The 22,509-nt window shown below is 75.7% G+C and carries 19 protein-coding genes and 2 tRNA genes; 8 read left to right on the forward strand and 13 right to left on the reverse strand.

Annotated features, from left to right (window positions below):
- Window positions 1–162: 162 nt before the first annotated feature.
- Window positions 163–1,815: a non-homologous end-joining DNA ligase gene (gene ligD / locus KVT14_RS17680; protein WP_308161140.1), complete on the reverse strand. Its 1,653-nt coding sequence runs from the start codon at window positions 1,813–1,815 to the stop codon at window positions 163–165.
- A gap of 173 nt (window positions 1,816–1,988) precedes the next feature.
- Here ligD and KVT14_RS17685 point away from each other — a divergent pair, with 173 nt between their 5' ends.
- On the forward strand, window positions 1,989–3,623 hold the full coding sequence (locus KVT14_RS17685; RefSeq protein ID WP_217616871.1) for a methyl-accepting chemotaxis protein: 1,635 nt from the start codon (window positions 1,989–1,991) through the stop codon (window positions 3,621–3,623).
- 74 nt (window positions 3,624–3,697) lie between these two features.
- Here the strand turns inward: KVT14_RS17685 and KVT14_RS17690 are convergent, their stop codons facing one another.
- Window positions 3,698–5,275 carry a CYTH and CHAD domain-containing protein gene (locus KVT14_RS17690; RefSeq protein ID WP_217616872.1) on the reverse strand — a complete coding sequence of 526 codons (1,578 nt, stop codon included), beginning with the start codon at window positions 5,273–5,275 and terminating at the stop codon, window positions 3,698–3,700.
- Between the two features lie 77 nt (window positions 5,276–5,352).
- A complete protein-coding gene (locus KVT14_RS17695) occupies window positions 5,353–5,937 on the reverse strand; it encodes a GNAT family N-acetyltransferase (RefSeq protein ID WP_217616873.1) in 585 nt (194 codons plus the stop codon).
- Between the two features lie 124 nt (window positions 5,938–6,061).
- Here KVT14_RS17695 and KVT14_RS17700 point away from each other — a divergent pair, with 124 nt between their 5' ends.
- The gene (locus KVT14_RS17700; RefSeq protein WP_308161141.1) at window positions 6,062–7,018 is read left to right on the forward strand and encodes a helix-turn-helix domain-containing protein; all 957 of its coding nucleotides are present in this window, start codon (window positions 6,062–6,064) and stop codon (window positions 7,016–7,018) included.
- 125 nt (window positions 7,019–7,143) lie between these two features.
- Window positions 7,144–8,148: a type I glyceraldehyde-3-phosphate dehydrogenase gene (gene gap / locus KVT14_RS17705; RefSeq protein ID WP_217616874.1), complete on the forward strand. Its 1,005-nt coding sequence runs from the start codon at window positions 7,144–7,146 to the stop codon at window positions 8,146–8,148.
- Between the two features lie 92 nt (window positions 8,149–8,240).
- Here gap and KVT14_RS17710 read toward each other — a convergent pair whose 3' ends face one another.
- The 5 genes from KVT14_RS17710 to KVT14_RS17730 form a co-directional block, all read right to left on the reverse strand.
- The gene (locus KVT14_RS17710; RefSeq protein ID WP_217616885.1) at window positions 8,241–8,885 is read right to left on the reverse strand and encodes a nucleotidyl transferase AbiEii/AbiGii toxin family protein; all 645 of its coding nucleotides are present in this window, start codon (window positions 8,883–8,885) and stop codon (window positions 8,241–8,243) included.
- A 109-nt stretch (window positions 8,886–8,994) separates the two neighbouring features.
- The gene (locus tag KVT14_RS22635; protein ID WP_217616875.1) at window positions 8,995–9,612 is read right to left on the reverse strand and encodes a type IV toxin-antitoxin system AbiEi family antitoxin; all 618 of its coding nucleotides are present in this window, start codon (window positions 9,610–9,612) and stop codon (window positions 8,995–8,997) included.
- Window positions 9,613–9,797: 185 nt separating this feature from the next.
- A tRNA-Met gene (locus KVT14_RS17720) sits at window positions 9,798–9,871 on the reverse strand.
- Window positions 9,872–10,053: 182 nt separating this feature from the next.
- Window positions 10,054–10,127: transfer RNA gene (locus KVT14_RS17725), tRNA-Met, on the reverse strand.
- Window positions 10,128–10,269: 142 nt separating this feature from the next.
- Window positions 10,270–13,347, reverse strand: a complete 3,078-nt coding sequence (locus KVT14_RS17730) for a UPF0182 family protein (protein ID WP_308161142.1) — start codon at window positions 13,345–13,347, stop codon at window positions 10,270–10,272.
- Window positions 13,348–13,474: 127 nt separating this feature from the next.
- Between KVT14_RS17730 and KVT14_RS17735 the strand changes: the two genes are divergently transcribed.
- A complete protein-coding gene (locus KVT14_RS17735; RefSeq protein ID WP_308161143.1) occupies window positions 13,475–14,038 on the forward strand; it encodes a PPA1309 family protein in 564 nt (187 codons plus the stop codon).
- Window positions 14,039–14,052: 14 nt separating this feature from the next.
- Here KVT14_RS17735 and KVT14_RS17740 read toward each other — a convergent pair whose 3' ends face one another.
- On the reverse strand, window positions 14,053–15,258 hold the full coding sequence (locus KVT14_RS17740) for a PDZ domain-containing protein (RefSeq protein ID WP_308161144.1): 1,206 nt from the start codon (window positions 15,256–15,258) through the stop codon (window positions 14,053–14,055).
- Between the two features lie 126 nt (window positions 15,259–15,384).
- Between KVT14_RS17740 and KVT14_RS17745 the strand changes: the two genes are divergently transcribed.
- Complete coding sequence (locus tag KVT14_RS17745; protein WP_217616877.1) at window positions 15,385–16,851, forward strand: zinc-dependent metalloprotease; 1,467 nt, start codon at window positions 15,385–15,387, stop codon at window positions 16,849–16,851.
- Between the two features lie 22 nt (window positions 16,852–16,873).
- On the opposite strand, the gene KVT14_RS17750 is transcribed toward KVT14_RS17745, so the two are convergent.
- Window positions 16,874–17,488, reverse strand: coding sequence for a YgjP-like metallopeptidase domain-containing protein (locus KVT14_RS17750; protein ID WP_308161145.1), 615 nt, complete (start codon window positions 17,486–17,488; stop codon window positions 16,874–16,876).
- 260 nt (window positions 17,489–17,748) lie between these two features.
- On the opposite strand from KVT14_RS17750, the gene KVT14_RS17755 reads away from it, so the two are divergent.
- The gene (locus KVT14_RS17755) at window positions 17,749–17,907 is read left to right on the forward strand and encodes a DUF5679 domain-containing protein (RefSeq protein ID WP_147794224.1); all 159 of its coding nucleotides are present in this window, start codon (window positions 17,749–17,751) and stop codon (window positions 17,905–17,907) included.
- 85 nt (window positions 17,908–17,992) lie between these two features.
- On the forward strand, window positions 17,993–18,991 hold the full coding sequence (locus KVT14_RS17760; RefSeq protein WP_217616879.1) for a thiamine biosynthesis protein ThiF: 999 nt from the start codon (window positions 17,993–17,995) through the stop codon (window positions 18,989–18,991).
- 76 nt (window positions 18,992–19,067) lie between these two features.
- Here the strand turns inward: KVT14_RS17760 and KVT14_RS17765 are convergent, their stop codons facing one another.
- The 3 genes from KVT14_RS17765 to KVT14_RS17775 all read right to left on the reverse strand — a co-directional run bounded on the left by KVT14_RS17765 (window position 19,068) and on the right by KVT14_RS17775 (window position 21,952).
- The gene (locus tag KVT14_RS17765; RefSeq protein WP_147794226.1) at window positions 19,068–19,415 is read right to left on the reverse strand and encodes a WhiB family transcriptional regulator; all 348 of its coding nucleotides are present in this window, start codon (window positions 19,413–19,415) and stop codon (window positions 19,068–19,070) included.
- Window positions 19,416–19,552: 137 nt separating this feature from the next.
- Window positions 19,553–19,756, reverse strand: a complete 204-nt coding sequence (locus tag KVT14_RS17770) for a hypothetical protein (RefSeq protein WP_217616880.1) — start codon at window positions 19,754–19,756, stop codon at window positions 19,553–19,555.
- Between the two features lie 156 nt (window positions 19,757–19,912).
- A complete protein-coding gene (locus KVT14_RS17775) occupies window positions 19,913–21,952 on the reverse strand; it encodes an ATP-dependent helicase (RefSeq protein WP_217616881.1) in 2,040 nt (679 codons plus the stop codon).
- Between the two features lie 147 nt (window positions 21,953–22,099).
- Between KVT14_RS17775 and KVT14_RS17780 the strand changes: the two genes are divergently transcribed.
- The gene (locus KVT14_RS17780; protein ID WP_217616882.1) at window positions 22,100–22,366 is read left to right on the forward strand and encodes a mycoredoxin; all 267 of its coding nucleotides are present in this window, start codon (window positions 22,100–22,102) and stop codon (window positions 22,364–22,366) included.
- Window positions 22,367–22,509: the final 143 nt, after the last annotated feature.

Consider the following 22,509-nt stretch of genomic DNA (forward strand, 5'->3'; position numbering starts at 1 on the left):
GCATGAAGTTGTAGCAGACCAGGTCGATCCCCCCCCCGGCCCGCCGGGCCTCCCGGCGCCGAGGTCGTCCCATCCGCACGAGGTCGTCACTCACGAGTGACGACCTCGTCGCGTTCCACCGACCTCGTCGCCCCGGCCGACCGCGCGGCGGGTGCCGTACGGTCACGCCAGCCGCGGCAGCACCTGCCCCGGCCCGAGCAGCGCGCGGAACGGGTCTCCCCGCTCCCCCACCCGGTCCAGCACGGTGCGGATCGTGAACGCGTCCGGCCGCAGCCACGGCTCGTCGAGCTCGTCCCAGGTGATCGGCGCCGACACCGGCGCCCCCGCACGCGCCCGCGGGCTGTACGGCGCGACCAGCGTCTTGTTGATCGCGTTCTGCGTGTAGTCGAGCCGCGCCTGCCCGCCGCGGGCCTTGACCTCCCACTTCCAGCTCACGAGGTCCGGCACCACCGCGCCGACGGTCCGCGAGACCCGCTCGACCCAGGCGCGGGTGTCGTCGAACGACGGGCCGGTCGCGATCGGGATCCAGATCTGGATGCCGCGCTGCCCGGTCACCTTCGGCACCGCGCGCACGCCCAGGTGCTCGAACGCGTCCCGGTGCAGCCGGGCGAGCAGCAGCACGTCCTCCCAGGCGGTCGACGGCCCCGGGTCGAGGTCGACGAGCGCGTAGGTGGGCTGCCGCGGCGCGTCGGTCCGGGACGTCCACGCGTGCCACTCCAGCGCCCCGAAGTTGGCCGCCCAGATCAGTGCGGCCGGCTCGTCGACGACCAGGTACGTGCGGCTGTCGCCGGAGTCGGCCTCCGGGTTGTCCCAGCGCGGCAGCCAGTCGGGCGCGTGCGACGGCAGCTCCTTGTGCCAGAACCCCGCGGTGCCGGCGCCCTGCGGGAACCGGTGCATGTTGAGCGCACGGCCGTGCAGGTACGGCAGCACGACGGGCGCGACCCGCGCGGCGTACCGGAGCAGCTCGCGCTTGGTCACCGGCTCCTCGCCGTCGCGCGCCGGGAACAGCACCTTGTCGAGGTTCGTGACCTTGAGGCGGCGACCGTGGACCTCCCAGGTCCCGCCGTTCGGGCCGAGGTCGTCCAGGGCGGCGAGCTCGTCGTCGGTCGGCGGCTCGGCTTGCGGCGCCCGCAGGTCGACGGACGCCTCCGCCGCCGGCAGGTCGGAGCGCCACAGCCGGTCCGGGTCGGCCTTGACCTCGTCGTTGGTCCGGCCGCTCAGCACGGACCGCGGGTGGTCCTCGGCGTCCCAGCCCTTCTCGGCGTGCTCGTCGTGCTTGTGCACGAGGATCCACTGCTCCTTGCCGTCCGCGCCCGGCTCGCCGCGGCGCACCAGCACCAGGCGGCCGCGCAGCTTCTCGCCGTGGACGTCGGCGTGCAGCTCGCCCGCGGCGATCGTCGCCGCCGGGTCGTCGGTGCCGTGCGGCTCCCAGGTGCCGCGGTCCCACACGATGACGTCGCCGCCGCCGTACTCCCCCGCCGGGATCACGCCCTCGAAGTCCTCGTACTCCAGCGGGTGGTCCTCGACGTGCACGGCCATGCGACGCACGTCCGGGTCGAGCGTCGGGCCGCGCGGCACCGCCCAGGACACCAGCACGCCGTCGACCTCGAACCGCACGTCGTAGTGCAGCCGCCGGGCGCGGTGCCGCTGCACGACGAACCGCCGCGGGGCCCCGGGCTCGGTCGGAGCCGGGGTCGCCGCACCCGCGGGTTCGGCGGTGCGGTCGAAGTCGCGCATCGACCGGTAGGTCTCCAGGCCGCGCCCCCGGGCGGAGCCCTTCTCCACCGACGTCGCGCGGCGCCGCCGCTCCGGCACGCTGACCACCCCTTCCCCGGGTCGGACGTCCGGCACCAGCGTGGCCGAGACCGGCGCCGTGCGCGCGTCGACGCGTCTGGGACCAAAGTCCCAGGTGTTGGCGGCCGCCCTGCCGATGGGTCGGGCACCGGGGTGCAGGGGGCGCCCCGCGCGCACGCCCGGAGGAAGATCCCGTGACCACCACCACCGTCACCGTGGGCGCCCGGCGCCCGTCCGTCCTGTCCTGGCTCGGCGACCGCGGCGTCCGCGCCCGGATCCTCGCCGCCGTCCTGCTCGCGGCCGCCGTCGGCGCCCTGGTCGGGGTCGTCGGCCTCGTGGCGCTCGGGTCGACGAACGCCGCCACCACCGCCATGTACGCCGAGAACGTGGTCGGTCTCCAGCAGGCCGCGACCCTGCGGCGGGCGATGGTCCAGATGCGGCTCGACGTCACCAACCACGCGCTGTCCACCGACGACGCCGTCATGGCCCGGTTCGAGGACAGGATCGCCGCGAGCGAGGCGGAGCTCCGCGAGGCGCTCGCCGCCTACGCCGCCCTGCCGCTCGACGACGACTCGCGGGACGCGCTGCGAGACTTCGAGGCCGCGCTCGCCGACTACCTCGAGGTCCGTGACGGCCAGCTGCTCGTCGCCAGCCGCGCGCACGACACCGCCGCGTTCGCCGAGGCCCGGGACACGGTCGCCCAGCCCATCATCGACACCATGTCCGCGAGCGCCACCGCGCTGGTCGAGCGCGAGGAGTCCGACGCCGCCGCGGCGGTGGACCGCGCCGGTGCCGACTACCGGACGAGCCGCACCCTCGTGGTCGTGCTGCTCGTCACGGGCACGGCGCTCGCGCTGGGCCTGGCTGCCCTCGTCGCCCGGTCGATCGTGCGGGGCCTGCAGCGGGTCCAGGTCGTGGCCGCCGCGCTGGAGCAGGGCGACCTCACGGTGACGTCCGGCCTGACGAGCCGCGACGAGGTCGGCCGGATGGGCGCCGCCCTCGACGCGGCCGTCGGCACGCTGCGCGGGGTGATCGGCACCATCGACCGGTCCTCGACGGCGCTCGCCTCCGCCGCCGAGCAGATGTCCGCGAGCAGCGGGCAGATCGCGGCCTCGGCGGAGGAGACGGCCGCCCAGGCGGGCGTCGTCTCCGCCGCCGCGGAGCAGGTGTCCCGGAACGTCCAGACCGTGGCGGCCGGTTCCGAGCAGATGGGCGCCTCGATCCAGGAGATCGCCCGGAGCGCGTCACGGGCCGCGGAGGTCGCCGGCCGGGGCGTGTCAGCGGTCGGGACGACGACGGCGACCGTCGACCGCCTGGGCGAGTCGAGCAAGGAGATCGGCAACGTGGTGAAGCTGATCACCTCGATCGCGGAGCAGACCAACCTGCTGGCGCTCAACGCCACCATCGAAGCGGCCCGCGCGGGCGAGGCCGGCAAGGGCTTCGCGGTCGTCGCCGGCGAGGTCAAGGAGCTCGCGCAGGAGACCGCGCGGGCGACCGAGGACATCGCACGCCGCGTCGAGTCGATCCAGGCGGACACCGCGGGCGCGGTCGCGGCGATCGACGACGTCGCCGGCATCATCACCCAGATCAACGACTTCCAGCTGTCCATCTCGTCGGCCGTCGAGGAGCAGACGGCCACCACGGCCGAGATGAACCGGAGCGTCGCCGAGGCGGCCACCGGCACCGGCGAGATCGCCGGCAACATCGCGGGGGTCGCGGGCGCGGCCGACCTCACCACCCAGGGCGCCGCCGAGTCCCGCCGGGCGGTGACGTCCCTGGCGGAGATGTCCACGGACCTGCAGCGGCTGGTGGGCGGCTTCCGGGTCTGAGCCGGGCGCGCGAGGTCGAGGGTTCCTCCCCCGCAGCGGCGGGACGCCCTCGACCTCGGCCGCCGCGGGTGCGACTAGCCGAGCCAGCGCCGGAGCTTGCGCTTCCCCGCCGCGCGGGCGACGCCGCGTGCGGCGCGCTCGGTCTCGCGGCCGCGCGCCTCCTCCAGGGCGTGCAGCCGGCCGTACAGGAACGCCACCTCGGTGCTCGGCGCGTGCCGGGCGAGGTCCCGGAGCCGCGCCCGCGCGACCACCGAGTCGTGGTGCTCGCCGAGCACCTCCTGCAGGTCCTCCATCCGGCGCGCGTACCGGGCGGCGTCCTTCCCGAGGACGCCCGCGACCGACTCGCCCGCGTACCGGGCGGCCTTCGCGGCCTTGCGGGCGTCGTGCAGCGCGTCGTCGCGGCGCCGCCCCTCGGGCACCCGGCGGGCGCGCCGCAGCCGCCGCCGCACCTTCCGGTCCCGCAGGGCGACCTGGGCGGGCAGCACCCGACGCGCCCGGTGCCGCCCCTCGTCGGAGTACCGCGGCTCGCCCACGAACGCCGCGAGGTCGCGCAGCAGCCGCCGGTACCGGTCACCGTCGAGCTCGCCGAGGAGCGCGTCGAGCGCGTCCCGCGCCGCGTGGCCGAGCTCCGCGTCCGCGGCCACCGCGGCCGCGTGCGTCCCCGAGCCGACGGCCTCCTCCGCGCCGGGGCCCTCGACCGCGGACCGCACCCGCTCGCGCAGCACCTCCGCGTCGCGGGCCCGGCCGAGCACGTCCGCGAGCCAGCCGAGCTCGTCCCGCAGCGGCCGCACGACGCCGGGCTCGAACAGCCGGCGGAACGTCCGCAGCGCGTTGCGCACCCGCCGGGCGGCGACCCGCATCTGGTGCACCGCGTCGGGGGCGCCGAGTCGGACGCGCAGGTCCTGCTCGCGCAACCGGTCCAGCTGGTCCGCGACGTAGCCGAGCACGACGTCCCCGGCGGGGGACTTCGGCGTCGGCCGGCCGCGGGTGGTCGCGTGCTCGTCGGCCGGCCCGAGCACCCGCGCCAGCTTGGAGCGCTGCTCCGCCGGGCGCACGCCCAGGGCGGCGAGCCGCTCCTCGACCGCGTCCAGCAGGTCGCCCGCGCCCTCGACCAGCTCGACCTCGACCTCGCGCCACTCCTCGGGCGCGCCGACGACGTCGCCCGTCGAGCCCGACGGACGGACCCGGCGCGCCGTGACCCGGTCGTCGACCAGCTCGAGCAGCACCCGGCCGGTCGCGTCCGCCAGCCGGTGCACCGCGCGCGACGTCCGCACCTCGGCGACCGGCCGGAGCGTCGCGCCCAGCGTCGCGGCGTGCACGAACGCGCGCAGCGCCGCGGGCACGGTGTGCACCGCCCGCCCCGGCGGCAGCCGGACCTCGGACCGCTCGTCCGGGCCTGCCGGGACCTTGAGGTGCCAGCCCGCGTCGTCGCCTCCGGTGCGCCGGCGCAGCGTCAGCCCGGCCGCGGCGAGCCGCAGGTCGGCGGTGTCGAAGTAAGTCGCGACCAGCTCGACGGCGTCGTCGCTCGTGGCGACCGGCGTGCCGCCGTCGGGCAGCCCGGCGGCGCCGGCCAGCAGCTCGGTGAGCGCCGGGAGCTCGACGTCCGGGCCGGTGGCGTACTTGCGCTCGATCTCGCGGTGCACGTCAGCCATGCCCCCGTTGTATCCCGGGACCGTCGCCGCGGCGACCGTGCCGCCGCGCGGTCGTCCCGCCGAGCCGGCTGCGAGCGTCAGGGTGCCGGGCGCAGACCCACCGCGTCGTGCCTCCAGAACACGTCCGGGTACACCAGCGTGCCGGACATCCACGGCCGGGCCGTGGGCAGCCGGGCCATCTGGAACGCGGCGTCGGGGATCCGCAGCGACGGCTTCCGGAAGCCCTCCGGGGACGCGGGGTGGAAGCCCAGCCTCCCGTAGTACCCCGGGTCCCCCTCCAGGAACACCAGCGGCGCACCCTGCGCCTCCGCCTCGGCGAGCGCGTGGGCGACGAGCGCGGCGCCCGTGCCCCGCCGCTGGTGGTCCGGGTGCACCGCCAGCGGGCTCAGCACCAGCACGTCGACCAGGCGTGCGGGCGCGTCCACCAGGGCCGGGGTCAGCATCACGTGGCCGGCGACGGTCCCGTCGGGCGCGGCGGTGACCCACGACCCTCCGCGAACCGTGCCGGGCGCCCCGGGACGGCCGGCACCGGCCCCGTCGAGCAGCGTCGTCCGCAGGTCGTCCGTCAGGTCGGCGACCGTGGCGCCGTGGTCGCCGAACGCGGCCGCGTGCAGAGCGCGGACGGCGTCGTGGTCGGTGGGTCCCTCGCGGCGCAGCAGCACGAGCGCCACCGTACGGCCGGGCGGCGCCGCCGTCCCCGGATTTCGGACGCCCGGTCCGTCGGCGCGGGTCGGCCCGGCCTGCCGCGTCACCTTTCCGGGGCACGCCCCGCCCTACGCTGGCGCCGTGCCCGCCACCCGACTCCGTCGCGTCGCCGTGCTCGTGCTCGAGGGCGCCAAGCCCCTCGACGTCGGCATCCCGGCCCAGGTGTTCACGAACCGGCCGAGCATGCCGTACGAGGTCCGCGTGTGCGGCCCGGCCCCGGGTCTGGTCCGCGGAGGCGACGGGCTGTCGTACCACGTCGCGGACGGGCTCGACGCGCTGACGTGGGCCGACGTCGTGTTCATCCCCGGCTACCGGCACCCCGACCAGGAGGACCCGCCGCCTGCCGTCGTCGCCGCGCTGCTCGCCGCCCACGCGCGGGGCGCCGACCTCGCCGCGATCTCCACGGGCGCGTTCGCGCTGGCCGCCACCGGGCTGCTGGACGGCCGCCGGGCCACGACGCACTGGCACTACACGCGCGCGTTCGCCGCCCGGTACCCGCGCGTCACCGTCGACGAGAACGTGCTGTTCGTCGACGAGGGCCAGGTCCTCACCTCCGCGGGTGCGGCGTCCGGGATCGACCTGTGCCTGCACCTCATCCGGCGCGACCTCGGCGTCGCCCCGTCGAACCACGCCGCCCGCCGCCTCGTCGCCGCGCCCTACCGCTCCGGCGGCCAGGCGCAGTACGTCCCGCGCAGCGTCCCGGAGCCGCTCGGCGAGCGGTTCGCGGCGACGCGGGAGTGGGCGCTGCACCGGCTCGGGGAGCCGCTGACCCTGGAGGCGCTCGCCCGGCACGCGGCGGTGTCGCCGCGGACCTTCTCACGCCGGTTCGTCGAGGAGTCCGGGTACACACCGATGGAGTGGGTGCTGCGGGCGCGCGTGGACGTCGCCCGGGAGCTGCTGGAGCGCTCGGAGCGTTCCGTGGAGCAGGTGGCGGTCGACGTCGGGCTGGGGACGGGCGCGAACCTGCGGCGGCACTTCCAGCGGGTGCTGGGGACGACGCCGAGCGAGTACCGGCGGACGTTCGCGCGGGGCGAGTAGCGCGGCGCGACCGCCCGGGACGCTGGCGAGATCCGTGCGGACCATGGCGCGCACGCCGCTGTCGGCGCGGCGCCGGCACGCCGAGGCTGGTGGCGTCACCCACGGACACCACCGGGAGGATCCCCATGACCCGCGTCGCCATCAACGGTTTCGGACGCATCGGCCGGAACGTCCTGCGCGCGCTCCTCGAGCGCGGCAGCGACCTCGAGGTCGTCGCCGTCAACGACCTCACCGAGCCGGCCGCCCTCGCCCGCCTGCTCGCCTTCGACTCCACCGCGGGCCGGCTCGGCCGCCCCGTGTCCGTCGACGGCGACCACCTGGTCGTCGACGGGCGGCGCATCGCCGTCCTGGCGGAGCGCGACCCCGCCCGGCTGCCGTGGGCGGAGCTCGGCGTCGACGTCGTGCTGGAGTCGACCGGGCGGTTCGCGAGCGCCGCCGCCGCCCGCGGCCACCTCGACGCCGGCGCGCGCGCCGTGCTCGTCGGCGCGCCGTCCGACGGGGCGGACGTGACGATCGCGTACGGCGTGAACACCGACGCGTACGACCCGGCCGCGCACACCGTGATCTCGAACGCCTCGTGCACGACCAACGCCCTCGCCCCGCTGGCCCTCGTCCTCGACGAGCTGGCCGGGATCGAGCACGCGTTCATGACGACCGTGCACGCCTACACGCAGGAGCAGAACCTGCAGGACGGCCCGCACCGCGATCCTCGCCGCGCCCGGGCGGCCGCGGTCAACATCGTCCCGACGACGACCGGCGCCGCCAAGGCGATCGGGCTCGTGCTGCCGCAGCTCGACGGCCGGCTGTCCGGCGACTCGATCCGGGTGCCCGTCCCGGTGGGCTCCGTTGTCGAGCTGAACGCCACCGTCGCCCGCGACGTCACCCGCGAGGACGTGCTGGCCGCGTACCGCGCCGCGGCGGCCGGGCCGCTCGCCGGGGTGCTCGAGTACTCCGAGGACTTCGTCGTCTCGTCCGACATCGTCGGGAACCCGGCGTCGTCGGTCTTCGACTCGCACCTGACGCGGGTCGACGGGAAGCACGTCAAGGTCGTCGCCTGGTACGACAACGAGTGGGGCTTCTCGAACCGCGTGGTCGACACCCTCGAGCTGATCGGGCGGTCGCAGGGCTGAGGCGGGACGACGAAGGCCCGGACCGTGCGGTCCGGGCCTTCGTTCTGCGGGTGCTCAGCCGACCGCCGTGGCACGGGCCGGCGGACGCGTCGTCACCACGAGTCGAAGGCGCGCTCCCACGCCTCTCGCACGTTCGCCAGCGCCTCTGCGCCCGAGAGCGACAACCGAGTCTGGTGCGCCAGGTCGTTGTGCCACTGGTCCTCCGGCGGCGGTGCGGCCAGGAACCAGGCATCGGGACGGTGGGCGAACGGTCCGTGGCGCACGAAGAGCCTCGCCGCCTCCGCATCGACGAGGCCTCGACCTGCCAGGTGCGCCAGGTCCCAGAGATCGCGGCTCGCTCGGCGCTCCACCCATGCGGCGAGCTTCGCCGCCGCGAATGCCGGCCCGGTGAACGTGCGCATGCTCGCGGGAGGCGCGTCGGCGTAGCGCTGCTCGACCTCGCGCACCTCGGTGGGCCACGTGTACCCGGCCCCGTCGAGCACCTGGACGCGGATCGCCAGCCCGCCGGCGGTCAGGACGCTGGCCTGCGCACCGCGGGTGTCGAGCAGCGGCGGATCCCACGCCGGCCGGCCGTGGCTCCGCTGCACCCCACGACGCACGGCCCCCTCGATCGCCCGCAGCACGTCGGGCCGCGAGCCGAGCGCCAGCAGGTCGATGTCCTCGCTGAGCCGGCCGTCGGGGATGTGGGTGCGGGACAGCGCGGTCCCCCCGAAGAAGGTGAGGTCGTCCGTCGGGATCTCCGCCGCGAGCGCACCGGCACGTGGCTGATCAGGTGGTCCCGACGGACCTGACCCGCATCGGCACCGAACTGGGCCGCGACCCTCGCGAGCTCGGGTCCCGCCAGCGTCACGAGACCAGCACCTCCGCCCGCCTCAGCGTCGCGATGCCTCGCGACGTCCGCGCGAGGTGCTCCAGCCGCTCCCTGTCCGCACCCGACCAGAGCGCCCGGACGACCGCGGGCGTCTCCGGGTCGTCGGGGTACAGCCGGACGAGGTCGAGGAGCGTCTGCTCAGGGGTCGTCACGAGCGCCGACCCCAGGTCCAGCGAAATGCGCTCGGCGTCGAGCGCGGAGGTGTCCCGCTCGACGAACCGCACAGTCGCCGGGCGGTCGGCCAACCGCACGGGGCGCCGACCGCCGACGGCCACGGCGACGGTCGCCGTCGCGACCGCCCGCGGGAGCGCGCCGAGCACGCGGGCGGCCGACATGCCCATCAGAACCGGATCCGGCGGACCACCGCGCGCGACCGCCACTCCCATCGCCGCGGCCTCGAGAGACGGCAGCCACGTGTCCGGATCCGCCTCGGCGGGCACCTCGCAGTAGTAGCCGTACGCGAGCCGATGGACGACGCCCTCGTGCTCCAACCGCCGGAGCGCGGCGCGCGGGTTGGCGAACACGCCTTCCAGGTGCGCCGGCCGGACGGTCCTCAGGGGGCGGCGGGCGATGACGCGACGCGCATCGGGCACGGCGACCTCCTATCCGCGGTGGAACCCTGCAAAGTGTAGCCCCCCGGGATACGAAATGCAGGGTTCGGCCGCGCGAAGGCCCGCGGAACCGCTTGACCGCCGCGGTCGCGCCCGAGCGGTGAACTACGACGAAGGCCCGGACCGCGTGGTCCGGGCCTTCGTCACCGATCTGCATCGGCACTGTGTAGCGGGGACAGGATTTGAACCTGCGACCTCTGGGTTATGAGCCCAGCGAGCTACCGAGCTGCTCCACCCCGCGTCGGTGTCCCCCACCCTACGCGACCCGGGCGCCGGGACCTACTCGGGGCGTCCGGGGCTCGTCCGGGCCGAGGACAGCGCGCTGCCAGCGGCACCCCGCGCACAGGGTTGCTCCTGCGGAGAACGACGAAGGCCCGGACCGTGTGGTCCGGGCCTTCGTCACCGATCTGCATCGGCACTGTGTAGCGGGGGCAGGATTTGAACCTGCGACCTCTGGGTTATGAGCCCAGCGAGCTACCGAGCTGCTCCACCCCGCGTCGGTGATCACTACGTTACGCCAGGGTGACGGCCAGTCCAAATCCAGCCCCCGTGCCCTCGGTCACACCCGGCCCGGACGCGGCGGCGGGCCGGCTCCCCCGCTGGGGAACCGGCCCGCCGCCGTCGTGCGTGCGCTCGGGCTCAGCCGCCCGAGCCGCCCAGCTCCGCGTCGGCCGCCGCGGCGTCCTCCAGGGCTGCCTGCAGCCGGGACTGCGCCTCGCCGTAGGCGGCGAAGTCGCCGTCCGCCAGCGCGGCCTGGCCGTCCTGGTACGCCTGGGTGGCCCGGTCGATCGCCTGGGTCAGGCGGGTCTGGGCGTCGGCCGCGCCGGCGCCCGTGTCACCCGTCGGGGCCGGGGTCGGCGCGGGCGTGGCGGTGCCGTCGCCCGTGCCGGTGTCGTCCCCGGTGTCCCCGCCCGTGTCGGGCGGCGTGATCTCGTTGCCGGCGTCGCCCGCGGACGTGCCGTCGTCGCCGCCGAACACCTGGTCCAGCGCCTCGTCGAGCGTGCTCGCGAACCCGATCTGGTCGCCGAACGACACGAGCACGCGCTGCAGCAGCGGGAACTGGGTGCCGCTCGCCGCCTGGACGTACACCGGCTGCACGTAGAGCAGGCCGCCGCCGACCGGGAGCGTGAGCAGGTTGCCGCGGATGACCTGGGAGTCGCCGCGCGCCAGGATGTTCAGCTCGTTCGACACGTCCGGGTTGGACGAGAAGTTGTTGTTCATCTGGTTCGGGCCCGGGACCGTGGAGTCGCGTGGCAGCTCCAGCAGCCGGATCTTGCCGTAGCCCTCCGCCGGTTCGCCCTCGGCCGACCCGGCCTCGGCGTCCACGGCGATGTACCCCGTGAGCACGTCACGGGCGTTGCCGCCCGCGGGCACGTACGTGGACATCAGCGAGAACGTGGCCGCGTCCTGCGTCGGCATCTCGAGCGTCAGGTAGTACGGCGGCTGCGCGACGCTCTGGCCGGAGGCCGTCGGGTCGTTCGGGGTGCGCCACGCGTCGTTGCCGGAGAAGAACTGGCCCGGGTCGGTCACGTGGTACGTGCCGAGCAGGGTGCGCTGCACCTTGAACAGGTCCTCGGGGTACCGGATGTGGCTCATCAGCTCGGAGCTGATCTCGGACACCGGCTCCAGCGAGGTGTCGAAGACGTTGCTCCAGGCCTGCAGGACCGGGTCGGAGGCGTCCCAGGCGTACAGCGTGACGCTGCCGTCGTAGGCGTCGACCGTGGCCTTCACCGAGTTGCGGATGTAGTTGACCTTCTCGGGCTGCAGGGCCGCGATGGTGGTCGACGTCTCGGTGAGCGAGTCCACCGTGGCGTCCTCGAGGGACTGCGCCGCGGCGTACGGGTACTGGTTCGACGTCGTGTAGCCGTCGACGATCCACTTGACCCGGCCGTCGACGACCGCGGGGTACACCCGGCCGTCGAGCGTCAGGTACGGCGCGACCTTCTGGACGCGGTCGACCGGGTCGCGGTCGTAGAGGATCTGCGACTCGGCCGTCACGCGGTCGGAGAACAGGATCTGCTCGGAGCCGAACTTGATCGAGTAGAGCAGCTTGCTCCAGAACGTCCCGATCTCCGGGCCCGCCGAGACCTCGTCGGTCGGGAACGAGGTGTTCACCGCGCCGCCCGACTCGTCGTCCGGGTAGTCGAGCTCCCACTCGGAGCCCTCGGGCGCGCCGACGATCGAGTAGCTCGGCGAGCTCTGGCCGAAGTAGATCCGCGGCTCGTACTCGCCCATCTCGCCGGACGACGGGATGCCGCCCTCCCAGAACTCGGGCGCGCCGCTCGACGTGGTCGTGTTGCCGTACGCGGCGACGACGCCGAACCCGTGGGTGTACACGGTCGCGTCGTTCGTCCAGTTCCGGCGCTGGGCGTCCAGGCCGTCCAGGTCGAGCTCGCGGACCGCGATGACGGTGTCGCGGCTCTCGTCGGCCACGTCGTACCGGTCGACGGACAGGGTGTCGGGGAACGAGTAGAACCCGCGGATCTGCTCGAGCTGGCGGAACGAGTCCGACACGACCTGCGGGTCCAGCAGACGGATGGAGGCGGTGGTCTCCGCGTCCTCGCGCAGCGCGCCCGGCTCGGCGGTGACGCTGGCGTTGTAGTCGCTGGTCTCCACGTCCTCGAGGCCGTACGCCGCGAGGGTGGCGTCGATGTTCCGCTGGATGAACTCCGACTCCGCGTCCTGCTGGTTCGGGTTCACCTGGAACCGCTGGACGACCGCCGGGTAGATCCCGCCGATGGCGACCGCGCTGACGATCATCAGGCCGACGCCGATGGCCGGCAGCCGCCAGGTGCCGCGCACCGCGGTGACGACGAACATGACGGCCACGAGGAGCGCGACGCCCGCGAGGATGCTCTTGGACGGGATGACCGCGTTGACGTCGGTGTACGAGGCGCCGGCGAACCGGTCGCCCTCCTGCGTCAGGATCGAGTAGCGGTCGAGGAAGTAGTTGGCCGCGATCAGCACCATGAGGACAGCGGCGATCACCGAGAGGTGCACCCGGGCGGCGCGCGTCATGCGCGGGGTGCCCGAGGAGCCCCCGACCCGGAACCCGCCGTACAGGTAGTGCGTGGCGACGGCGGCGATGCCGGCCAGCACCGTGACGGCCATGAGGAAGCTGACGATGAACCGCATGCCCGGCAGCTGGAACATGTAGAACGACAGGTCGAGGCCCCACTGCGGGTCCTCGCGACCGACCTCGGTGCTGTTCATCCAGAGCTGGATCGAGCTCCACTGCTGGGAGGCCGCGATGCCGGCGAACAGGCCGAGCACCGCGGGACCGGCGACGAGCACGACGCGGCGCAGCGGCTCGACGGCCTCGCGGTACGCGTCGAGGCTGGCCTGCTCCTGGTTGGACGGCGCGTAGACGGGCCGGGTGCGGTAGCCGATGGCGAGGCTGGAGAACACGGCCCCGCCCATGACGAGCAGGCCGGCGAGGAACAGCGCCCCGCGGGTGAGCCACTGGGTCCAGAGCACCTGGGAGAAGCCCAGCTGGTCGAACCACAGGACCTCGGTCCAGAACTGGGCGAGCAGCAGCACGGCCACCACGACCAGAGCGAGCACCACGACGGTGATCGCGAGCGGGCTGGGCCGACGACGGCCGGCGGCGCCTCTCGGTGGCCGGGGCGGACGTGGCCCCCGGGGCTGGCGGGCGGACGGGTTGGCGAAGGTCACGGCCTTGAGGTCCTCGTCGTCGGGTACGGATCGCGCGTGCACGCGCCTTCCAGCACGCGCACGATCAGCACAACGCGCCAGGTGGGCCCCAGGTTCCCACGCCCCGCGGGCCGCGCACCCGCACCGGGTACCGGCCGGGTCGCGCCGCGCGGGTGCGAGGATGACGCCCGTGACGCAGACCCCGGACACCCCCGCCAGCACCCCCGCCCAGCGCGCCCTCGCGGCGGCGGTCGTCGAGATCGAGCGGCACGTCGCCACCGGCGGCTGGGACGGCCCCGTGCGGGTGTTCGCCCTGGTCCGGACGCAGGCCGCCCTCGACGCCGAGCCCGCGCTCGCCTCGCAGCTGCCGCCCGACGTGCTGGCCGCCGCGGCCGCCGACCCCGACCACCTCACCTCGGTGGAGCAGGAGGGGCTGCCCGCGAGCGACGACCTGGAGGGCCTGCTCGGCGCGATCGCCTGGCCCGAGGGCGTCGACGGCGCCGCGCTCACGGTCGAGCGGATCGTGCTGCCGCCGGAGGCCGAGGAGGGCCTGCCCGAGGACCCCGACGCCGCGCTGGCGGCGCTGCTCGCGCACCCGCAGCGGCAGGACGTGCGGCTCGCCGTCGGCGTGCTGCGCGGCGGGCCGTCGTGGTGCGCGGTCCGCCAGCGCGCCGAGGACCGGGACGACGCCGTGGGCCAGGGCGAGGACGTCGTGCCCGGGCTGGTCGAGGGGCTGCGGGCGACGTTCGCCTGAGTCCCCCGGGGGACTCAGCCCGCGTCCGCCGCCGTGCAGGTCGGCAGGTCGCCGGCCTCCCCCGCGCCGATCGCCTCGACGGCCTCGCGCGCCTCGTGCAGCGTCGCGATCCTGACCACCGTCAGCCCGTCCGGGACGTGCCCGACGACCTCGTCGCAGTTGTCCGCGGGCGCGAGGAACCACTCGGCCCCGTCCCGGAGCGACCCGGCCATCTTCTGCCGGATGCCGCCGATCGGGCCGACGGCGCCGTTGAGGTCCACGGTCCCGGTGCCGGCGATGACCTGGCCGTTCGCCTCGTCCTCGGGCGTGAGCTTGTCGATGATCCCGAGCGCGAACATCGTGCCCGCGCTGGAACCGCCGATCTGGTCGATCCGGATGGACACGTCCACCGGCGGGTCGAACGTCGGGTCGATGTACACGCCGAGCTGGCTGCCGGAGCCGTCCTCGCGGGCGCCCGTGACGACGTCGAGGTCGACCTCCGAGCCGTCGCGCTGCACGCCGAGCGTGACCGTCGTCCCGGGGTCGGTCTCGTCCAGGAGGTCGATGAGCTGGCCGTACGAGGTGAGGGCCGTCCCGTCGTAGGACAGGAGCACGTCGCCCTCCTCGACCACGCCCTCCGCGCCCGAGCCCTCGACCGCGTCGTGCACCGTGAGCGTGACCGGGACGGTGTAGCCGAGCTCCTCGAGGGCGGCGACCGTGGCGTTCTCCTGCGAGGACACCATCTGCGCCTCGTTCTGCTGGTCGAGCTGCTCCTGGGTCGCGTCCTGCGGGAACACCGACTCGACCGGCAGCACCCGCCGCGAGGGGCTCAGCCAGCCCTGCAGCACGCCGAGCACGCTGGACGGGTAGCCCGGGCCCCCGGTGGTGGACACGGTGGTGAGCCGCAGCTGCCCGGTCGAGTCGTAGGTCTCGGCGCCGTCGACCGTGATGAGCGCCTGGCCATCGTGCTCGCCGAGGGTGTCGAGCGTCGGACCGGGCGAGTTGACCGCGTACGGCACCGGCATCAGCAGCAGGACCACGAGCAGCACCGCCGTGAGCAGGACGCCACCGGACAGCAGCGCGGCGCGCCGGGTCACCGGCGGGGCGGGCTCCCGGAGGTCCTCGGGCGCGTCCTGAGGGGCGTCGCCGAGCGGCGGGCGGCCGTCGGCACCGTCGAGCGGGTCGGTCCGGTCCGCGGCCGACGCGTCGGGGTCCGAGGGGGTTCCGGGCTGGGCGTGCACCGGACGATCATGCCGCACGGACCCGTGAGGGTCGCGTGCGCCCTCAGCGAACCGGAGGTGACGACCGGGTCCCGGTGCGCGGGGGTGTGGTTACGGTGACACCACGACGAGCCCGGGAGCACCGAGATGACCGACGACCCCACCGCGCGCCAGCCCGGCGAGCCCTCCGACGGCGCCGCCTGGGAGCAGATGCTGCGCCAGATGTTCGGCCCGGGCGCGGACGAGGCGCTGCGCCAGATGCGCGAGCAGGGCCTCGACCCCGCGGAGATGGCCCGCGCCTCCGGCCTGCCCGACGACCCGATGCTGATGAACCAGGTGATCGCCCAGGTCCAGCGGATGCTGTCGTCCAGCGGCGACGGCCCCGTGAACTGGGACGTCGCCCACGACATGGCCCGGCAGCAGGCGGTCAGCGGCGGCGACCCGACCCTCAGCCCGGCCGAGCATCGGCAGGCGACCGAGGCGCTCGGCGTCGCGGAGCTGTGGCTGGACGCGGCCACCGACCTCCCGCCCGCCGGCGGGCACGTCCGCGCCCTGTCCCGGTCCGAGTGGGTCGAGCAGACCCTGCCGACCTGGCGCACGCTGACCGAGCCCGTGGCCACGTCGATGTCGACGGCCCTGGCCGCGACCCTCGCCGACCAGCTGCCCGAGGGCATGGACCTCCCGGCGGGGTTCGGCGCCGGCGGCCTCGACCCCGCCGCGATGATGCGCCAGCTCGGCGCGCTCGTGTTCGGCATGCAGGTCGGCCAGGCGGCCGGCTCGCTGTCCCGCGAGGTGTTCGGGCTCACCGACGCGGGCCTGCCGCTGGTGGCCGAGCCCGCGACCGCGCTGGTGCCGGGCAACGTCGCCGCGTTCGCCGACGGCCTGGAGATCCCGCTCGAGGAGGTGCGGCTGTTCCTCGCGCTCCGCGAGGCGGCGCACGCCCGGCTGTTCACGCACGTCACCTGGCTGCGCGGCCACCTGCTCGCGGCCGTCGACGCCTACGCCCGCGGCATCACCATCGACGTCGAGAGCCTCGAGGAGTCGGTGCGGGCCATCGACCCGACGGACCCCGCCGCACTGCAGGGCGCGCTGTCGTCCGGGGTGTTCGCCCCCCAGACCACGCCGGAGCAGCAGGCCGTGCTCGCCCGGCTGGAGACCGCGCTCGCGCTGGTCGAGGGCTGGGTGGACGAGGTCGTCGCCACGGCCGCGCTCCCCCATCTGCCGCACGCCGTCGCCCTGCGCGAGATGATCCGCCGCCGCCGAGCCGCCGGCGGGCCCGCCGAGCAGACGTTCGCGACCCTGGTCGGCCTGGAGCTGCGGCCCCGCCGGTCGCGGGACGCCGCCGCGCTGTGGGCGCGCATCGCCCGCGAGCAGGGGCCGGAGGCACGCGACGCCGTGTGGGACCACCCCGACCTGCTGCCGACGGCCGAGGACCTCGACGACCCCGCCGGGTACGCCGGACGGCGCGCCGCGGCCGAGGGCGAGCACGCGGACCTGGACCGGGCGCTGGCCGAGATCCTCGGCGAGGGCCCGGGCGACGGCGGGGGCGCCGAGGGCGGTGCGCCGGACGGCGGCGAGCCCGGGACGCCCGCGGGCGGCGAGCCCACCCGCTGAGCCCGCGCGGACCCCGGGGCGGTCAGTCCGCCTCGGGGTCGGGCACGTCCTCCTCGGCGACGGGCGGCTCGTCGGCGTCGTCCCCCTCCCCCGGGGTGCGCTCCGCGAACGAGTAGCCCTCGAGGAACCCGCGCGCCCGCTCGGTGCGGGGGTACGCCTCGAGCTCGGCCCAGAACTCCGGGCCGTGACCGGCGTGCAGCAGGTGCGTGAGCTCGTGCAGCAGCACGTAGTCCGTGACCCACTGCGGCATCCCGCGCAGGCGGTCGGACAGCCGGATGCTGCCGTCCCCGACGCTGCACGAGCCCCAGCGCCGCCCCTGGTTGCCGGACCACCGGACGCTCGACGGCACGGCGCGGCCGCCCAGGTAGCGCTGGCTGAGCTCGGCGGCCCGGCGCACCAGCTGGTCGTCGGACGGGCGGCGCCGCTGCTCCTGGGTCGCGAGCCGGTCGAGCATCCGGCGCACCCACTCGCGCTCCTGCGCTCGGGTGAACCGGGCGGGGATGGCGACGATGGTCCGGCCGCCCTCGCGGTACGCGGTCACGGTGCGGGACCGGCGGCGGGAGCGGCGCACCTCGACGGGTCCGAGCCGCGGGTCGCCGTCGCCGGGGCCGCCGGGTGCCGCGCCGTCGGACGGCACGCTCTCCGCCCGGGCGGCGGAGGCGGGTCGCGGGGCGGCGGAGGCCGGGGCTGCGGGCGCGGCCGAGCGCACCGGGTCGACCGGCGTCCGGGGGTGCTCCCGCGACGGCTGCACGTCCAGCACCGTAGCGGTTCGGCGCCCTGATCTGGGGCAACTGCCGCACGACGGGCGGGCGGAACCCTCCCGCGACCGCCGCACGGCGTGGATACTGGCCCGGGCGCCGGGACGCGGCGCCGCCGAACCGATCCGAGGAGACAGACATGGCCGAGACCTACGCCGGCGAGTTCTACTGCGTGAAGTGCAAGGAGAAGCGCCAGGCCGAGGGTGAGGTCGTCGTCTCCGAGTCGGGCCGCCGCATGGCCAAGGCCACCTGCCCGGTGTGCAGCACCAAGCTGAACCGGATCCTCGGCAAGGCCTGAGCAGGACCCGACCTGTGGACGACGGCGTCCGCCCCCGCCCGGGGTGCCACGGTGGTGGTACTCGACGGGACGGGGGTGGGGCGCCGTGCAGCTCCGGCAGGGACTCCGCGTGCTGCGGCGCGCGACCGACGAGGTCCAGGTGGGCCTCGACCCGCGGTGGGCGGTGCGCATCGCGGGGCTGACCCCCGAGCGGGCCGAGCGCCTGCTCCGCGCGGGCGACCGCCGCGTCGACGACGCGCTGCCCGCCCCGGCGCTCGACGCGCTGGGCGCCGCGGGGCTGCTCCGCCCGAGCGCGTCGCGCGCGCGACGGGTCCGGCCCGACCTGCGGCCCGAGGCCCTCGCCCACGGCCTCGCGCGCGCCGACGGCGACGGCGTCGACTCGGTGCGGCGGCGCGCGGCCGCGACGGTGGCGGTCGCCGGTCTCGGCCGGGCCGGGACCGCGGTCGCGACCACGCTCGCCCTCGCGGGCGTCGGCACGCTGCTGCTCGACGACCCGCGGCCGACCGGTCCCGAGGACCTGGTGCCGGCCGGCGACGGACCCGACCGGGCCACCGCGCTCGGCGGCGTCCTGCGCGCGCTGGCGCCGCGCTCCCGCGTGCGGACGGGGCGGGGCCTCGCCGCGCTCCTGGCGGACCCGCCCGACCTGGTCGTGACCGCGGCCTCTGACGCGCCGGACCCGGCGACGGCGCTCGCGCTGCTCGGTGCCGACCTGCCCCACCTGCCCGTGGTGACCCGGGAGGCCGACGCGCTGGTGGGTCCGTTCGTCCGGCCGGCTCCGCCCGGCGGGCCGCCGCTGCCCTGCGTGCGCTGCCTGGACCTGCACCGGGCGGCAGCGGACCCGGCGTGGCCGACCGTCCTCGCGCAGCTGGTCGCCCCCGGGCCGGGCGACGGCGCGGCGGAGCCCCCGGCCGCCCTGGCCGCGGTGGTCGGCGGGCTCGCCGCGGCGGAGGTGCTCGCGCACCTGGACGGCGGCGCGCCCTCGACCGCGGGCGCGCAGTACGAGGTCCCGGTGCCCTCCGTGGCGCCGCGGCTGCGCCGCTGGGCCGCGCACCCCGAGTGCGGGTGCGCGGCCCTGGCCGGCTGACGGCTGCAGGGTGCGCGGGACGCGCGGCGGGCCCGGCACCCGGTCGCTCGGACCGGGCGCCGGGCCCGCGGGGCGGTCAGGCCGCCGGGCTGGCGTCCTTGCGGGGCCGGCCGCGGCCGCGCTTGACCGCGACCACCTGGCCGCCGACGAACACCTCGCCGCCCCACACGCCCCAGGGCTCCTGCCGCTCGACGGCGCCGGCGAGGCAGCCCTCGAGCAGCGGGCAGGTGCGGCAGAGCGCCTTGGCCTGCTCGACCTCGGCGGTCCGCTCGGCGAACCAGAGCTCGGGGTCGTTGGACCGGCACGGGATGAGGCCGGCGACCAGGGCGTCGAACTGCACATCGGTGACGGCGGGCGTCGAGGCGGGCGGCCAGGGACCGGATCCGCCCTGGTTGACCGTGTCGAGCAGCGTCGTGAGCCGCACGATGTCCTCCTGAATGACTTGCGGGTTGAGCGAGGTGGCGGTGGATCCGCAGCTGCCTCGCCCCCCTGCAGGTGCCGGGGAAGACGAAGGCCGCGGAATCCGGTGGACTCCGCGGCCTGGACGGGCTGGTCATCGACTCAGATGACCGGTCCTCCTGGGACGGAGTCGGAGCGGGACGAGAGATCGCGCGCACGCAGCCGGAGACCGGTGCCGCCGAAGCCACGGATGCCCGTGCCCGGGGCGGCGGGGGACACAGCGGTCCCCTGGATCTCGCCGGAGATGGGTGCCAGGAACGGCAGCGCGATCGCGCCGACGCCGAACTCGTCGAAGTTGTTCTTCACAGCACCACACCTCCTTCTCGTCATCGGGCCGCCGCCGCTTCGCGCAGCACGGCCTTCCAGCAGGACTCGTTCACCGTAGAGGGGCCCTCGCGGGCGGCACAACCGATTTATCGAGAGTTTTTTCCACGAGTTCTCCCGGGTCCCCCGATCGGCCGATCAGCCGGCCGCCGCCGCCTCGCCCGCCGCGGGCCGGCGACCGGCGACGATGGCCAGCAGGTCGGGCCCGTAGCGGTCGATCTTGGCCGGGCCGATCCCCTGGACGCGGGCCAGCTCCGGGACGCTCGCCGGGCGCAGCTCGGCGATGGCGGACAGCGTCGCGTCGCCGAGAACCGTGTAGGCGGGCTTCGCGGTCGCCCGGGCCAGGTCGGCCCGCCAGGCGTGCAGGGCGGCCAGCAGCTCGGCGTCGACCTCGCCGGTCAGGCGTGGGACGGCGCTCGGCCGCCCGTCGCCGAACCGGGCGCGCCCCTCCTGCGGCCACAGGCCGTCGAGGAACCGCGAGCGCCGCCGGGTCGCCCGGCCGCCCGGGGTGCGGGACCGGCCGTAGGAGAGCTCGAGGTGCTGCCGGGCGCGGGTGATCCCGACGTAGAGCAGCCGGCGCTCCTCCGCGAGGTCGGCGGCGGTGTCGGCGGACGCCCACGGCACCAGGCCCTCGCTGAGGCCGGCGAGGAACACCGCGTCCCACTCCAGGCCCTTGGCGGCGTGCAGCGACGCGAGCGTGACGCCCTCGACGGTCGGGGCGTGCTGGGCGGCGGCGCGCTCGTCCAGGTCGGCGATGAGGTCCTGCACCGTCGCGCGGGTGCCCGCGCGCTCCGCCGCCGCGGCCAGGTCGTCCGCGAGGGTCACCAGCGCGTGCAGCGTGTCCCAGCGCTCGCGCGAGGCGCCGCGGGCCGCGGGCGGCTCGTCCGTCCAGCCCGCCGACCGCAGCGCGTCCCGGACGGTCTCGGTCATCGGCACGTCGGCCTCGGCCGCCACCGCGGCGCCGCGCAGCCGGACGATCGCGTCGCGGACCTCCTTGCGCTGGAAGAACCGCTCCCCGCCGCGCAGGACGTAGCCGATGCCCTGGTGCGCGAGCGCCTGCTCGAACGCCTCGGACTGCGCGTTGGTCCGGTACAGCACGGCGATCTCGCTGGGTCGGGTGCCCGCCGCGATCAGCCGGCCGATCCGGGTCGCGACCCCGGCGGCCTCCGCCTCGTCGTCGTCGTAGACGGCGAACCGCACGGGCCCGGCGGACGGGCGCTGCGCGATGAGCTCGAGCGGCTCCCAGCGGGCCGCCCGGTCCTTCGGGGCGCGGCGCAGCACCTCGTTCGCGAGGCCCACGACCTGCGGGGTCGACCGGTAGTCGCGCACCAGCCGGACGACCTGCGCCTCGGGGTGCTCGGCGGTGAACCGGGTCAGGTAGTGCGGCGTCGCGCCGGCGAACGAGTAGATGGTCTGGCTCGGGTCGCCCACCACGCACAGCTCGTCGCGGCCGCCGAGCCACTGGTCGAGCAGGAACTTCTGCAGCGGGGAGATGTCCTGGTACTCGTCGACGACGAACCGGCGGTACTGGTGCCGGATCTCGTCCGCGACGGCGCGGTTCTCGACCAGCATCCCCGACAGCAGCCAGAGGATGTCCTCCATGTCCATGACGCCGCGCGCGTCCTTGGCGTCCTCGTACGCCGTGATGAGCCGGGCGACGACGTGGTGGTCGTGGCCGGCGGGCGCGGGGCGGTCGGCCGCCGCGGCGGCGCGCACGTAGTCCTCGGCCGTGATCCGGGAGACCTTCGCCCACTCGATCTCGGACGCGAGGTCGCGGACCGACACCCGGTCGACGGACAGGCCCAGCCGGTGGCAGGCGTCCGCGACGACCGGCGCCTTCTGGGCGAGGACCTGGGGCGAGGGGCCGCCGACGACCTTCGGCCAGAAGTACCGCAGCTGGCGCAGCGCGGCCGAGTGGAACGTCCGCGCCTGGACCCCCGCCACGCCGAGGTCGCGCAGGCGGGTGCGCATCTCCCCCGCCGCGCGGGCGGTGAACGTCACGGCGAGCACGCTGGTCGGGGCGTAGACGCCCGTCCGCACGCCGTAGGCGATCCGGTGCGTGATCGCGCGGGTCTTGCCGGTCCCCGCCCCGGCCAGGACGCACACCGGCCCGGTGAGGGCGCGCGCGACCTCCCGCTGGTCCGGGTCGAGGGCGTCGAGGAGGTCGTCGGCAGGCATCGCCGTCGATCCTCGCACCTCCCGCCGACACGCCGGGACCGCCGTCCCCAGGGGTGCGTGCGCGCGGTCCCGGACGCGTCCGGGATGATCCTGCGAGCGCCGGGCGTTCAGACCGGTGACGCGACACCGACCATGCGAAGGCAGACGATGACGACCACGCAGGACCTGCCCGCCGAGGGCACCGTGACGATGTACTCGACGACCTGGTGCGGCTACTGCCGCCGCCTGAAGACGCAGCTCGACTCCGCGGGCATCGCGTACACCGAGGTCGACATCGAGCAGCTGCCGGACGCCGCGGCGTTCGTGGAGCAGGTGAACGGCGGCAACCAGACCGTGCCGACCGTGCTGTTCCCCGACGGCTCCGCGGCCACGAACCCGTCGCTGGTGCAGGTCCGCGAGCGCCTCGGCGCCTGACCGCGCGCGACGACCCGCTGCGCCCCGCAGCACCCGGACCCGAGGGCCCGCCCGGCACCGCGCCGCTCAGCGCGTGCCGAGCGGGCCCTCGTCCGCGGGGGCGGGCGCGGCGCGCCGGCCCTGGCGCCGGGTGGCCGGGGGCT

Origin of the sequence: Cellulomonas sp. GbtcB1 (assembly GCF_019091725.1) — a bacterium.
Classification (GTDB): Bacteria; Actinomycetota; Actinomycetes; order Actinomycetales; family Cellulomonadaceae; genus Cellulomonas.

What these genes read in the sequence shown, in the direction of transcription:
- KVT14_RS17755 (WP_147794224.1), top strand. Translation starts at nt 17,749, where the DNA reads ATGGCCGAGACCTACGCCGGCGAGTTCTACTGCGTGAAGTGCAAGGAG.
- gap (WP_217616874.1), top strand. Translation starts at nt 7,144, where the DNA reads ATGACCCGCGTCGCCATCAACGGTTTCGGACGCATCGGCCGGAACGTC.
- KVT14_RS17690 (WP_217616872.1), bottom strand. Translation starts at nt 5,275, where the DNA reads ATGGCTGACGTGCACCGCGAGATCGAGCGCAAGTACGCCACCGGCCCG.
- KVT14_RS17745 (WP_217616877.1), top strand. Translation starts at nt 15,385, where the DNA reads ATGACCGACGACCCCACCGCGCGCCAGCCCGGCGAGCCCTCCGACGGC.
- KVT14_RS17775 (WP_217616881.1), bottom strand. Translation starts at nt 21,952, where the DNA reads ATGCCTGCCGACGACCTCCTCGACGCCCTCGACCCGGACCAGCGGGAG.
- KVT14_RS17780 (WP_217616882.1), top strand. Translation starts at nt 22,100, where the DNA reads ATGACGACCACGCAGGACCTGCCCGCCGAGGGCACCGTGACGATGTAC.